6 protein-coding genes, 2 tRNA genes and 3 rRNA genes are annotated in these 15,179 nt (G+C 36.5%); 4 read left to right on the forward strand and 7 right to left on the reverse strand.

The genetic code is table 11. The features are described from left to right. Positions 1–55 precede the first annotated feature (55 nt). The gene (locus tag GEMHA0001_RS04465) at positions 56–3,301 is read left to right on the forward strand and encodes an SIALI-17 repeat-containing surface protein (protein ID WP_003144532.1); all 3,246 of its coding nucleotides are present in this window, start codon (positions 56–58) and stop codon (positions 3,299–3,301) included. 109 nt (positions 3,302–3,410) lie between these two features. On the opposite strand, the gene GEMHA0001_RS08700 is transcribed toward GEMHA0001_RS04465, so the two are convergent. Next, positions 3,411–5,321, reverse strand: coding sequence for a mucin-binding protein (locus tag GEMHA0001_RS08700; RefSeq protein WP_003144478.1), 1,911 nt, complete (start codon positions 5,319–5,321; stop codon positions 3,411–3,413). 296 nt (positions 5,322–5,617) lie between these two features. Then, positions 5,618–7,558 carry a KUP/HAK/KT family potassium transporter gene (locus tag GEMHA0001_RS04475; protein WP_003144599.1) on the reverse strand — a complete coding sequence of 647 codons (1,941 nt, stop codon included), beginning with the start codon at positions 7,556–7,558 and terminating at the stop codon, positions 5,618–5,620. A 589-nt stretch (positions 7,559–8,147) separates the two neighbouring features. Here GEMHA0001_RS04475 and nagA point away from each other — a divergent pair. The 3 genes from nagA to GEMHA0001_RS04490 all read left to right on the forward strand — a co-directional run bounded on the left by nagA (position 8,148) and on the right by GEMHA0001_RS04490 (position 11,185). Further along, positions 8,148–9,302 carry an N-acetylglucosamine-6-phosphate deacetylase gene (nagA, locus tag GEMHA0001_RS04480; RefSeq protein WP_003144558.1) on the forward strand — a complete coding sequence of 385 codons (1,155 nt, stop codon included), beginning with the start codon at positions 8,148–8,150 and terminating at the stop codon, positions 9,300–9,302. Between the two features lie 11 nt (positions 9,303–9,313). Beyond that, a complete protein-coding gene (gene nagB / locus GEMHA0001_RS04485) occupies positions 9,314–10,033 on the forward strand; it encodes a glucosamine-6-phosphate deaminase (RefSeq protein WP_003144641.1) in 720 nt (239 codons plus the stop codon). Positions 10,034–10,150: 117 nt separating this feature from the next. Continuing rightward, the gene (locus GEMHA0001_RS04490; RefSeq protein WP_003144600.1) at positions 10,151–11,185 is read left to right on the forward strand and encodes a cyclically-permuted mutarotase family protein; all 1,035 of its coding nucleotides are present in this window, start codon (positions 10,151–10,153) and stop codon (positions 11,183–11,185) included. 307 nt (positions 11,186–11,492) lie between these two features. On the opposite strand, the gene rrf is transcribed toward GEMHA0001_RS04490, so the two are convergent. The 5 genes from rrf to GEMHA0001_RS04515 form a co-directional block, all read right to left on the reverse strand. Then, positions 11,493–11,607 (reverse strand): 5S ribosomal RNA (gene rrf / locus GEMHA0001_RS04495). A gap of 70 nt (positions 11,608–11,677) precedes the next feature. After that, positions 11,678–14,560, reverse strand: a 23S ribosomal RNA gene (locus GEMHA0001_RS04500). Between the two features lie 158 nt (positions 14,561–14,718). After that, a tRNA-Ala gene (locus GEMHA0001_RS04505) sits at positions 14,719–14,794 on the reverse strand. A gap of 29 nt (positions 14,795–14,823) precedes the next feature. Continuing rightward, positions 14,824–14,900: transfer RNA gene (locus GEMHA0001_RS04510), tRNA-Ile, on the reverse strand. 77 nt (positions 14,901–14,977) lie between these two features. After that, positions 14,978–15,179, reverse strand: a 16S ribosomal RNA gene (locus GEMHA0001_RS04515); the annotation flags it as partial.

Here is a 15,179-nt window from a genome sequence, read left to right on the forward strand (position 1 = left end):
AACAAACATTTTAGAAACACAGTCATTATTATATTTTTAAAAAGGGGATTTTTTTATGGAAACAAAAAGAAAATATTCATTACGTAAATTTAAGGTAGGTGTTGCCTCTGTCCTTGTTGGACTTGGGGTAGCAACTACCGGGTCAGTTATAGCTCACGCTAGCGACGCAGAAACAACACAACCTGCAGCCACACAACCTGCTGGAGAAACTGGTACTGCTGAAACTCCTAAATCAGAAGTTACAAATTCAGAAATTAAACAAGCTGAAGCTGACGCTAAAAAAGCTGAAGAAAAAGTTACTGAAGCTCAAGCAAAAGTAGATACAGCTACTCCTGCAGCTAACGAAGCAGCTACAAAACTTGAAACTGAGAAAAAAGAAGCTGCTGAAGCTGATGCTGCAAAAACTAAAGCTGAAGAAGCTAAAAAAACTGCAGATGATGAATTAGCTGCTGCTAAACAAAAAGCTGCTGAAGCTGATGCTAAAGCTAAAGAAGAAGCTAAAAAAGAAGAAGCCGCTAAGAAAGAAGAAGCAGATTCTAAAGATGCTCTAAAAGAATCTTTAACTAACCTTGAAAAAGAAATCGATACTAATACTAAAGTTACAAATAAAGAAGAAGCTAAAAAAGTACTTGGTAAAGAAGACTTATTAGCAGCTGTAGAATCTGGCGATTTAAAAGCTGGTGATGTTCTTAAAGAATTTGCAGATGATAACGAAAAAGCTGAAGCAAATAAAGAAATTGAGAAAAAATTAAGAGATAAAGACCAAGCTGGTTCTTTAGTTGATGTTGGAGCTTCTAAAGCTGAAGAAGCTAAATCTAAAGATCAACTACCAGCAGACATTAAAGCTGGAATTGAAAAAGCTGAAAAAGAAGATGCTGCTCGTCCTGCGTCAGAAAAACTTCAAGACAAAGCTGATGATTTAGGTGAAGAAATCGATGCTCTTAAAAAAGATACTGATGCATTAAAAGCTGAAGAAGATAAAAAAGCTGAATCTCTTAAAAAACAAGAAGACACATTAAAAGAAGCTAAAGAAGCATTAAAATCAGCTCAAGACAACGGTTCTTCTAGTGATATCGTTACTTTATTAGATAAAGCTGTAAAAGACATCGAAAAAGCTAAAGAAACTGCTCAAGATGCATTCGATAAAGCTGCTTCAGATACTAAACTTTATGCTGACGAACTTAACAAACTTACTGATGAGTACAATAAAACTCTAGAAGAAGTGAAAGCTGCTAAAGAAAAAGAAGCTAACGAACCTGCTAAACCAAAAGAAGAAGAACCAGCTAAACCAGCTGAAAAAACAGAAGCTGAAAAAGCTGCTGATGCTAAAAAAGAAGCTGATGCTAAAGTTGCTGAATTAGAGAAAAAAGTTGCTGAAGAAGCTAAAAAAGTTGAAGAAGCTACAGCTAAAGCTAAAAAAGAAGCTGACGACGTAACAGCTGCTCAAACTAAAAAAGATGAAACTGATAAAGCAAAAGCTGATGCAGAAGTTGAATTAGTTAAAGCTAAAGAAGAAGCTGAAAAAGCAAAAGCTAAAGTTGAAGAACTTAAAAAAGATGAAAAAAATAACTTAGAAGCTCTTAAAGCTGCTTTAAATCAACTTGAAAAAGAAGCTGAAACTGCAATTAATAAAAATACTAAAATCACTGACAAAGCTAAAGCTATCGAAGAAGCTAAAGCTGCAATCGGTAAAGAAGATTTACTAGCTGCTATCAAATCTGGTGTTATCTCAGCTACTCAAGCTGCTAAAGAATTAGAAGATGATAGCACTAAGGCAGAAGCTAATAAAGACATCGAAAATAAATTAAGAGATAAAAATCAAGTAAACGATGTAACTCCTGTTACAACAACTCCAAATAAAACATTAACTCCTGACGAACAGAAAAAACTTGACGAAGCTTATAACAAAGAAGCTTCTAAACCAATCGTTAAAAAACTTACAGATATTGTTGATGATTTAGCAGAAAAAATCGAAAAATTAACTGAACTAGCTAATCAAGACAAAGCTGATGCTACTGAAAAATCTAAAGCTGTAGAAGAAAAAACTGCTGCATTAGATAAACAAAAAGAAACTTTAGAAAAAGCTAAAACTGCACTTGAAACAGCTAAGAAAAATAATGCTGAACAAGCTATCCAAGACGGATTACAAGATGCTGTAACTAAATTAGAAGCATCTGTTGCTTCTGCTAAAACTGCTGCTGACGAAGCTCAAGCTAAATTTGACGAAGTTAACAAAGTAGTAAAAGCTTATAAAGATGAAATTGATAAACTAACTGACGATTACAACGCAACTTTAGAGTATATCAACAACTTAAAAGAAGTGCCTCAGGGTGAAAAACCTAAAGACTTCGCAGGTGGAGTTAACCCTAGTGATACCCCTTCTGACGATGCTAAACAACCTGATGAAGTTCCAACTACTCCTAATGCTCCCGAATTCAACGGGGGAGTAAACCCTAGTGACTCTCCTTCTGGAAATAATGGGTCTGATTTTAACGGGGGAGTAAGTGATTCAACTCCTCCTACTGTAGCTAACTCTCCCGAATTCAACGGTGGAGTTAACCCTAGTGACTCTCCTTCTGGAAATAATGGGTCTGATTTTAACGGGGGAGTAAATGATGCAACTCCTCCTACTGTAACTAACTCTCCTGAATTCAACGGTGGGGTTAACCCTAGTGACTCTCCTTCTGGAAATAATGGGTCTGATTTTAACGGGGGAGTAAGTGATTCAACTCCTCCTACTGTAGCTAACTCTCCTGAATTCAACGGGGGAGTAAATGATACAACTCCTCCTACTGTTCCCAATAAACCTGTGGGAGAAACTCCAAAAGCATCTAAACCTGAAGCTTCTAATGGAGATGCACTTGTACAACCAGAACTTCCAGAATTCAAAGGTGGAGTAAACTCTGTAGAGGCTGCTGTTAATGAAATTCCTGAGTTCAAAGATGGAGTAAACGCTGTAGAAGCTGCTGTTAATGAAATTCCTGAGTTCAAAGATGGAGTAAACGCTGTAGAAGCTGCTGTTAATGAAATTCCTGAGTTTAAAGGTGGAGTAAACTCTGTAGAGGCTACTGTTAATGAAGTACCAGCATTTGACTTAGCTAAACTTGGAACTGCTCAACCTTCTACACCTGGTGTAGACTTTGGACAAAAAGCTCCTGAAGTTAAAGAGCCTGCAAAAGTTGAAGCTAAAAATGAAAAATCATTACCAAACACTGGTATGAATACATCTAGCACTACAGCTCTAGGATTAAGCCTAATCGGATTAATCGGACTTGTTGTAAGACGTAAACTTTCTAAATAGGCAATTAGTGTATAAATAACTTTAAAGAGTATGGTTTTTCCATACTCTTTCCTTTTTACTTCATAAAAATAAGAGGAATCAGTATAGATTCCTCTTATTTTATTTATAACTATTTATTTTTCTTAGTTTTCAAAGCACCTGCTAATAATAACATAAACATTCCAAATGCTGCTGTTTCAGTTTCTTTTTCACCTGTATTCGGTAATTTAACATTTTCTTTTTTATGAATTTCTGGTGTTGGTTTTTCTTCTAGCTTTGGAACCTTTGGTGTTACTGGTTTTTCTGGCACTTTTGTTTGTGGTACTTTCGGCATTTTAGGTGTTTTTGGTTGTTCTGGAGTTTTTGGTTGTTCTTTCGGAACTTCTGGTTTTTCCGGTGTTTCTTTTGGTTTTTCTGGTGTTTTTGTTTTTTCTTCTTTTTTATAGATAACCTTTGTATCTACTCCAGGATCTTTTGGTACTACACTTTTTACTGTTGGTACATATCCTTTCACATCTGGTACTTGTGTTTCCAATGTTTTTGTCGGGTCTGTTAGATCGTTTAGATAGTCGGGTGTCGCAGCTTTCTCTATTGGATTACCTTTTTCATCTACCGGTAATATTTTCCCTAAGTGTTTATACGTCACCTTATCTGTTACTTCTGGTTTTTCTGGGGTTAATGTTTCTCCACCTGCTTGTTTTTTATCTGCGAAATATCCTTTAACTACTGGTACATCAACACTATTATAAGCATGTGTTTTTTCTTTCCACACTGTTTCTTTTGTTACAACATGATATTTACCTTTAAATTTGTAATCATCTTGGATGTTTATTTTCGGTGCTTTTCCTTCCGCACCAACAAATTCCACAACTTGTTTTGTGCCTTTTTCTACATCAGTAATTTTTTCTTTATATACTACTTTAGTATCTACTCCAGGATCTTTTGGTAATACGCTTTTTACTGTTGGTACATATCCTTCTAACTCTGGTACCGGTGTTTCTAATGCTTTTGTTGGATCTTTTAAATCGTTTAAATAATCAGGTGTTTGTGCCCCAGCTATTGGATTACCTTTTTCATCTACTGGTACTATTTTCCCTAAATGTTTATACGTTACCTTATCTGTTACTTCTGGTTTTTCTGGTGTTAATGTTTCTCCACCTGCTTGTTTTTTATCTACGAAATACCCTTTAACTACTGGTGCATCAACACTATTATAAGCGTGTGTTTTTTCATTCCATATAGTCTCTCTTGTTTTTTCATTATATTTCCCTAAGAATTTATACCCTTCTTGGATGTTTGTTTTCGGTGCTTTTCCTTCTGCTCCAACAAATTCTACAACTTGTTTTGTGCCTTTTTCTACATCTTGTATATATTTTCTCACATCAAATACAAGGTGATGCCCTGGAGCTAATTTATCTGCTTCAATATTTATATTAGGGTCTACAGCAAGTTTCCCATCAACTTCTTGAAGTTTAACTTTTATTCCTACTTCATCTTTTACATAAGGTTCTTTCCCAAATTCTTGAGCTACTACCTGTCTAGTTTCTTCTCTCTCTAATCCTTGATTTACAAATTCATATCCTTCTGGTAAATCGGGTAAAGTTGTTATACCAGCTTTCGTAGCATCAATTTGATCATTATCGTACATTTTTTCTGCAACTATTTCTTTAGTTTTTATATCTCGATATTTTATTTTACCTATTTCATATAAATCAACTGTAACGTCTTTCTCTGCTGCATCGGGTATCGCCGCAACTTCTGGAGCTCCTTTTTCTATTGCAAAATATCCTGGTGTTACCGGTGTTGGAACTTTCGAAAGATCTCCTTTATCAACAACCTCATTATTTTTATCCACTACTTTATCAACACCACCCGGATTTCCACCCTCAGGCACTGTTGAAACTATTGGTGGTACACCGTCGTTACTTTCAGCATATACCCTATCATTCGTATTCGTACTAGCTAAAATAAATAATCCTATTATAACCGATACTACCCCTACACTGTACTTTCTTATTGAAAATTTATTATTTTTCTTCATTATTTTTCCTCCTCTAAATTACACTTACCATGTAATACCTTTCCTAATTTTAGTATACACCCAAGAAAAATAATTGTCAATTTAATACTCGATAATTATTATCTCTTTTTATATTTATACCTTATTATATAAAGGTTAAAATAATTCAATCTCCCTGTTCGTTAGTTTACGTAAATAAAGATTTTTTATTAATATATATTGCAAATTTAATGTAATATTTTTTTAAAAAAACAGCAAAAATCAGACTCAGAATAAGTAAGGTAAAATTACAACTACTTTTCTAAGTCTGATCTTTCTTATTTTATTCTTGTTAATTTTTTTACTGTACTTTGAACAACATTTAAAGGTACCGCTTCTTTAGTAATAACACTAGTATCTAAACCAAACCATTTTTCCGGAGTTACCGTAATTTTTTTTAGTTTCAACCTTAATCCCATTATAAAGTTATCAAATGAAGACAAGCCATTGCTGTTACCTAATACTTCCTCAATCAAGACAAATCTAAAGTCTCCTACTGTTTCAGCTTTCCCTCTTAAATTATATTTAGTAGGTTGTAGTTCTAGCTCTTTATCTTCTAATAAATCTGCGATTACCTGACGCATAAACATATTGACCCTTTGATTCTCTCTAAATCCTAGATTAAAGGTGATTTTTAATATTTTCTTATCACTAAATTTAGTAACTTTATACTCTCTTCTATACGGTTCGTCTAATACATTTATATGAACGAAGAAGTAGACATTTGCTCGTTTAGGTTGTTTATTCAAAATAGAATACAAGACAGCATAATCCACATCTTCCTCATGTTTAGCACCTGTTAAATACACTAGGTTTGTCGCATATTTCGGTACGCTTTTATCTACGCTTAACTTCAACAACTGTTTCGTATAATTTTTTACAGTTAAATATTGACTTTCACGTTCTTTAATTTCTGTTCCTTTATACCAAATAAACATAATTATAAATATTAATGAGGCGATAATTACAGTTATATAACCACCATTAACGAATTTCAAACTATTTGCATATAGGAAAAACAGTTCCTCTATTCCAAAGAATAATAAGAAAATTAGCGCAAAAGTTTTTTTGTTTTTTACTTTATATAAATATATGCTTAACAGCAATGTCGTTACAAACATCGTTACACTAATGCTTAGTCCATACGCAGCCTCCATATTACTACTTGTTCTAAAGAATAATACTACACAGCTACTACAAATAAACAATATTATATTAACCGTAGATACATAAACTTGACCTTTTAACTCGGTAGGATATTTTATCATTAATTTAGGGAATAGATTTAATTTTATCGCCTCTGATATTAGCGTAAATGATCCTGTTATTAAACTTTGACTCGCGATTATCGCAGCAAGTGTCGCGAGTATCACCTGAAATACTATAAAGCTATCCGGCACTAGCGCAAAGAACGGATTTTTTGTCGCGTTATAATTTGTTGATAGTAAATATGCTGCCTGACCAAAATAGTTCGCAAGTAGACATACTTTTACCGAAAACCATGCCATTCTAACATTTTTTCGACCACAGTGACCTAAATCCACATATAAATCTTCGGCACCTGATACACATAAAAATACCGCTCCTAATAGGACAAAAATACCAGGATAACTGATTAACAACTGTAATGCATATTTAGGATTTACAGCTTTTAATATTTCAGGTCTAGTGCTAATAGATTTCACTCCCCAAAATAGCAATGATAAAAACCATAAACTCATTATAGGTCCAAAGAGCGAACCTATTTTTTTTGTTCCAAAACGTTGAAACGAAAAAATAAATATAAAGATTATAAGCACTAAAACAATTACATCGTTAGTATTTATAGATGGAACAATATCATGTAATCCTTCAACCGCAGAGGTTACCGTAATTGCAGGTGTTATTATTCCATCCGCAAGAAGTGTTGCTCCTCCTATCATCGCTAAAAGTGCTACACTACGCCTTGTTTTATTTTTTATTAAGGCAAAAAGCGAGAATACCCCTCCTTCTCCTTTGTTGTCAGCTTTCAACGCTATCATTACATATTTTGTCGTAGTCTGTAAAGTCATTACCCAAAATATTAAACTGATAAACCCTAAAACTAAGTTTTCATTCATCGTTGCATCAGTACTATGAACAAATGATTTCATAACATAAAGAACCGAGGTCCCTATATCTCCAAATATTATTCCTATAGTTATTATTACACCAAGAAAGGTTAATCTTGATTTATCCATATTATCATCCTCTTATATAATAAGTTAAAATAAAATTACTTCTATAAAATCAGTAACTTTATTCTCAATATAATTATATTCCTCTTATAATCAAAGTCAATAGTAAGTATCTTGTGTTTTTATCATTACATAAAATAGATTTTTCTCTATTAAATCAATAAAATTAATTTTTAGAAAACTATAATTCTAGAAATATTTTCTAATTTATTATGAATTTACATAATTTTTCATTAGAAATTCCTTGCTTTATAATATCATTAATATTAAGTATAAGCTTATATAGAAAATCTAATATAACAATTGAATACTAAGATTTATATCCATACTCAAACAATTCAAAAAAATAAAATTTCTTTATCATATTTTTTGAATAATTTCCCTTTTCCATCAACATAACACCTTAAATTTTTCTATTAAAAAAACAGGAATTTTTCGTTTTATAAAAAATATCAAAAATACCTTTAAATTAATTTTGAAAACTTTTACTTTTCTACTTTACAAATCTATTTAAAAAGTGTTAAAATTAACTTAAAGAGGATTTAACACATTAAATTTAAAGATAAAAATTTTATTTAAAAGGGGTGCTATTATGCTAATAAAAAGTAAAAAAGTTTGGTCAAGCGGACAATTTCTTCCTCTTATTTTAGAAGTCGAAGATAAAAAAATAACTGCCGTTTATGATTATGATGCATTCGATAAAGTAGATTATGATTTCGGATCTAATCGTATTTTACCTGGTTTTATAGATGTTCATACTCATGGAGCTTATGGTTATGATACAAATGATGTTAATGAAGAGGGGCTTCGTAACTGGACTAAAAATATCGTTTCTGAGGGAGTAACATCATTTTTACCAACAACAATTACACAAACTGAAGAAGTTCTTCTAAAAGCTGTTGCTAATGTAGCAAAAGTATATGAAGAAGGTTACGAAGGTGCCGAAATTTTAGGTATTCACTTCGAAGGTCCTTATCTAGATGTAGAAAAACGTGGAGCTCAACCTAAAAATTGTATCCAAACACCTAGTGTAGAGCAATTTAAAAAATTCCAAGAAGCTAGTAAAAATCTAATTAGACTTATTACTATCGCGTGTGAAAAAGATATTGATTATAAACTTACTAAATATTTAGTAAGTCAAGGTATCCGTGTAAGTTTAGGCCACTCTGCTTGTAACTATAAAGAAAGTTATCTAGCGTTCGCTAACGGTGCAACTTCCCAAACTCACGTTTATAATGGAATGGTTGGTTTCCACCACCGTGACGGAGGTCAAGTAGGATTTGCACTGCGTGCGCGTGATGCTTATGGAGAAATTATCTGTGACGGTATCCACTCTACTACAGATGCTTTAAATACATACTTCACAGCTAAAGGTCGCGATCACGGAATTATGATTACCGATTCACTATGTGCTAAAGGTTGTGGACGTGGTTCTTATATCTTCGGTGGAGAAAATATGGAAATATATGAAGATGGTAGTGCTCACCGTGATGATGGGCGTTTAGCAGGTTCTACACTAAGAGTTATCGATGGACTACGCGTTTTAATTGAGGATGCTTTAGTACCTGTAGATGCTGCCATCAACTCTTGTACAAAAAACCCAGCAGAAATGCTAGGATTTGCCGATCGTAAAGGGAAAATTAAAGTTGGCTACGATGCTGACCTTGTTGTTATTAGTCCTACATACGAAGTACTAACAACTTTCGCCCGTGGAGAAGAAGTTTATAAAAAGAAGATTAAAAAGTAAGGGGTAATTCTATGAAATATTTAGTTTTTGATTCTAAACAAGAAGCTTCAAAAGAAGCGTACAAAATTTTAAAAAGTTTAATTATTGAAAATTCAACACTAGGACTTGCTACTGGTGGATCACCTACAGGTCTATACGCAGAAATCATTGCAGACCACAAAGCAGGGAATTTTAGCTATAAAAATGTAAGATCTTATAATTTAGATGAATATGTAGGTATCAGCTATGATCACCCAGAAAGTTATCATAAATTCATGGAAACTAATCTATTCGATCATATCGATATAGAAAAAGAAAATACACATGTTCCTGACGCAAGTGCTGAAGATTTAGAAGATGCTCTTAAATCTTACCAAGAAGCACTTAATGATGCTAATATTGACGTTCAACTATTAGGTGTTGGCTCAAATGGTCACATCGGATTTAACGAACCAGGTACATCTTTTGATACTGGAGTTCATATTGTTGATTTAAAACAAGAAACAATAGAAGCAAATTCTAGATTCTTTAATAATGATATTAATCTAGTACCAAAACAGGCTGTAACAATGGGGATAAAAGATATTATGAAGGCTAAACATATAATCTTATTAGCTTTTGGTAAAGCTAAACAAGATGCTATTAGAAGTTTAGTAGCAGATGAGGAAATTACTGAAAATATTCCTTGTACTATTCTAAAAAATCACCCTAGTGTATATGTAATAGTAGATAAAGAAGCAGACTTTAAATAACAAAATTTGTGGGAGTGGCTCTCGACTAATATAGAATCATCAGTCGAACCCTCCCACTCTAAAAAATATATCAATGTAAGCGTTTGATTTAAAAAATAATAGGGAGGTACGATAATAATGAGTACACAACTAAAATGGACAAATATAGCTACTGTAGTGGCTCAAAAAGGCTACGAAAATAATATAGGAACAGCAGGTTTAGTTAAAGGAGTATTAGGTAATAAACTAATCTTTGGTGGAGGTGCTAACTTCCCAGGTGGACTTCCTGTTGATGGAGGAGTTAAAGTAAATCATAAAGATGTATATTTATATGAAGAAACAGCTGATGGAGTAACTTTATTAGATCAAATTCAATTTGACTATCCTCTAGCATATGGACCAAGTGCAGTACATAACGATACTTTATACTACATTGCGAATAAAACTGAAACATCATCAGAATTATTAGTATTCACTGTTGTTGATAATAAATTAAAAGTTGAAGTTATCGACACTCTTCCACTTACTGTAGAAAATGTTATCGCAAAAGTTCATGACAATAAACTATACTTCGGTATCGGATCTATTAACGGTTCTAATAACAATGAACTATATGCATATGATTTAGCAACTAAGAAATTCGAAGTATTTTCAGAATTTCCTGGAAAATTACGTAATCAAGCTGTTAGCTATGTATACAATAATGAACTATATGTATATGGTGGGGGAGCTAGCGAAACTTATAACGATGGATATAAAGTTAACTTAAAATCAAAAGAATGGACTCAACTTGCTGATGTAGTTATAGATAATGAGGAAGTATCACTTCTAGGTGCAGATTTAGCTCCATTAAATGAAGATGAACTACTAGTAATCGGCGGATTCAATAAAGATGTATGGAAAGATGCAGTGTTCAACTTAACTACATTACAAGGTGAAGATCACGCAAAATATCGTGACGCATACTTCAGACGTCCTGTAAGTGATTATAAATGGAATAAAAAAGAATTAGTTTACAACTTAAAAGAAAACCGCTGGTACCAATTAGGAGAAATTCCATTTGAAGCACCTTGTGGGCATGCTGTATTAGCTACAGATACTAATATTTACTCAATCATGGGGGAGATTAAACCAGCAGAAAGAAAACCATATATCCATAGAACTAAAAAATAACAAATACTAAAATAAGCGACTCTATTTAATTTGTAGGGTCTCTTTAATTATTTGATCTTCTAAATTACCAATTTAAAATACTATATAATTTTCTTAAATAAATTTTAATTAAAAATCCATAAAAAAAAGCCATGAGTTTTATTCTCATGGCTAAGTTTTTCCTTAAGCTATGAAAAAGAAAAACTAGTAAAAAAAATAAAGTTCGTGTATATTTTCAATACACAATATCAGTATAAACTATTTTTCTTTTTTAGTCAATTTATTATAAGTAAAAAAAGAACCTTCCAAAAGGAAGGCTCTCACTGTTGCCTGGCAACGTTCTAGTCTCACAGGGCGTAAGCCCAACTACATTCGACGCTAAAGAGCTTAACTTCTGTGTTCGGTATGGGTACAGGTGTGTCCTCTTCGCTATCGCCACCAGACGAAAACTTCATATACATATTATATCATCTTTTTTCTTTTTGTCAACAGTTACTTCTAAAGAACTTTCACTTGATTAAGTCCTCGACCTATTAGTATTAGTCAGCTGAACACGTTACCGTGCTTACACTCCTAACCTATTCTCCTTGTCGTCTTCAAGGGGTCTTAATATCCGTGGGAAATCTCATCTCGAGGGGGGCTTCATGCTTAGATGCTTTCAGCTCTTATCCCTTCCGTATTTAGCTACCCAGCTATGCCACTGGCGTGACAACTGGTACACCATTGATACGTCCATCCCGGTCCTCTCGTACTAAGGACAGCCCCTCTCAAATTTCCTACGCCCACGACGGATAGGGACCGAACTGTCTCACGACGTTCTGAACCCAGCTCGCGTACCGCTTTAATGGGCGAACAGCCCAACCCTTGGGACCGACTACAGCCCCAGGATGCGATGAGCCGACATCGAGGTGCCAAACCTCCCCGTCGATGTGGACTCTTGGGGGAGATAAGCCTGTTATCCCCAGGGTAGCTTTTATCCGTTGAGCGATGGCCCTTCCATGCGGAACCACCGGATCACTAAGTCCTGCTTTCGCACCTGCTCGACTTGTAGGTCTCACAGTCAAGCTCCCTTGTGCCTTTACACTCTGCAAATGATTTCCAACCATTCTGAGGGAACCTTTGAACGCCTCCGTTACTCTTTGGGAGGCGACCGCCCCAGTCAAACTGCCCACCTGACACTGTCTCCCGGTCTTCTACGCCGAGGGTTAGAATTTCAATACAGCAAGGGTAGTATCCCAACAACGCCTCCTCATACACTGGCGTGCATGATTCTCTGGCTCCTACCTATCCTGTACATACTGCATCAAAATTCAATATCAAGCTACAGTAAAGCTCCATGGGGTCTTTCCGTCCTGTCGCGGGTAACCTGCATCTTCACAGGTACTATGATTTCACCGAGTCCATCGTTGAGACAGTGCCCAAATCGTTACGCCTTTCGTGCGGGTCGGAACTTACCCAACAAGGAATTTCGCTACCTTAGGACCGTTATAGTTACGGCCGCCGTTTACTGGGGCTTCAATTCATACCTTCGCTTACGCTAAGCACTCCTCTTAACCTTCCAGCACCGGGCAGGCGTCAGCCCCTATACTTCACCTTACGGTTTTGCAGAGACCTGTGTTTTTGTTAAACAGTCGCTTGGGCCTATTCACTGCGGCCTACTCTCGTAGGCACCCCTTCTCCCGAAGTTACGGGGTCATTTTGCCGAGTTCCTTAACGATGGTTCTCTCGCTCACCTTAGAATTCTCTTCCCAACTACCTGTGTCGGTTTGCGGTACGGGCACCTCTTATCTCGATAGCGGCTTTTCTTGAGAGTTTGGCTTCATTGACTTCGCTACTATATTTCGCTCCCCATCACACTTCAGTCTTATCAAGCAGCGGATTTGCCTACTACTCAACCTTTGTGCTTAGACGTCCTATTCCATCAGGACGATCAATTAGCCTCCTCTGTCCCCACTTCTCTCAAACGATATTTGGTGGTACAGGAATTTCTACCTGTTGTCCATCGGCTTCACCATTCGGCTTCACCTTAGGTCCCGACTTACCCAGAGCGGACGAGCCTTCCTCTGGAAACCTTAGTCATTCGGTGGATAGGATTCTCACCTATCTTTCGCTACTCACACCGGCATTCTCACTTCTAACCTCTCCACCTCGCCTTACAGCTCGGCTTCTACGATGTTAGAACGCTCTCCTACCATATAACATTAGTTATATCCGCAGCTTCGGTTGTATGTTTAGCCCCGGTACATTTTCGGCGCGATGTCACTCGACCAGTGAGCTATTACGCACTCTTTAAATGGTGGCTGCTTCTAAGCCAACATCCTGGTTGTCTGTGCATCATCACATCCTTTTCCACTTAACATACAATTTGGGACCTTAGCTGGCGGTCTGGGCTGTTTCCCTTTCGACTACGAACCTTATCACCCGCAGTCTGACTCCCGTTGATATTTATCTGGCATTCGGAGTTTGTCTGAATTCGGTAACCCGGGATGGGCCCCTAGTCCAAACAGTGCTCTACCTCCAGTAAACTCACAACGAGGCTAGCCCTAAAGCTATTTCGGAGAGAACCAGCTATTTCCAAGTTCGATTGGAATTTCTCCGCTACCCACAGCTCATCCAAACACTTTTCAACGTGTCCTGGTTCGGTCCTCCATTCAGTGTTACCTAAACTTCAACCTGGCCATGGGTAGATCACTTGGTTTCGGGTCTACTCCATCATACTATTTCGCCCTATTAAGACTCGCTTTCGCTGCGGCTCCATGTCTTCCACTTAACCTCGCATGATAAAGTAACTCGCCGGTTCATTCTACAAAAGGCACGCCATCACCCTCAAGGGGCTCTGACTACTTGTAAGCACACGGTTTCAGGTTCTCTTTCACTCCCCTCCCGGGGTTCTTTTCACCTTTCCCTCACGGTACTGGTTCACTATCGGTCACTAGGTAGTATTTAGCCTTACCAGATGGTCCTGGTAGATTCCGACGGAATTCCTCGTGTTCCGCCGTACTCAGGTGCTCTCTCGCGCCAACTTAGCATTTCGTATACAGGACTTTTACCTTCTACGGTCTAACTTTCCAGCTAGTTCTACTATACTTTGTCATACACTTTGTTGAGAGTCCTACAACCCCAATATGCAAGCACATTGGTTTGGGCTCTTTCCTTTTCGCTCGCCGCTACTCAGGAAATCGATTTTTCTTTCTCTTCCTACAGGTACTTAGATGTTTCAGTTCCCTGCGTTACCTCGCTTTCGCGTACCGCCCTTTTAAAAGCGGTGGGTTCCCCCATTCGGATATCTACGGCTCTTTGCTTACTTACAGCTCCCCGTAGCATTTCGTCGTTTGTCACGTCCTTCATCGGCTCCTAGTGCCAAGGCATCCTCCGTGCGCCCTTTACTACTTAATCGTGTGTAGCTTTTACGCTTCGTTCTTTTCCTTGAACTCTTTGTGAATAAGTTTTTACAACTTACTTACTTTTTTCTCGGTTTTGTAAATCTGTTTCTTTTACTTTATAGAAAATTATTTTTGATCTAATATATATATTCAGTTTTCATTGTGCAAAAATGGTGGAGCCTAGCGGGATCGAACCGCTGACCTCCTGCGTGCAAAGCAGGCGTTCTCCCAGCTGAGCTAAGGCCCCATATGAAATTGTATTTAATTAAGAATAAATGGTGGGCCTAAATGGACTTGAACCATCGACCTCACGCTTATCAGGCGTGCGCTCTAACCAGCTGAGCTATAGGCCCCTATTAAATTTTATTCTTATTTGAATGTTTTGAACACTCAAAACTAAACGAATTATCAACGTATTCCTTATCCTTAGAAAGGAGGTGATCCAGCCGCACCTTCCGATACGGCTACCTTGTTACGACTTCACCCCAATCATCTGTCCCACCGTGACCGGCTCCCTCCTAAAAGGTTAGGCCACCGTCTTCGGGTGTTACAAACTCTCGTGGTGTGACGGGCGGTGTGTACAAGACCCGGGAACGTATTCACCGCGACATTCTGATTCGCGATTACTAGCG

It is taken from the genome of Gemella haemolysans ATCC 10379, assembly GCF_000173915.1.
In the GTDB taxonomy this organism is placed as follows: domain Bacteria; phylum Bacillota; class Bacilli; order Staphylococcales; family Gemellaceae; genus Gemella; species Gemella haemolysans.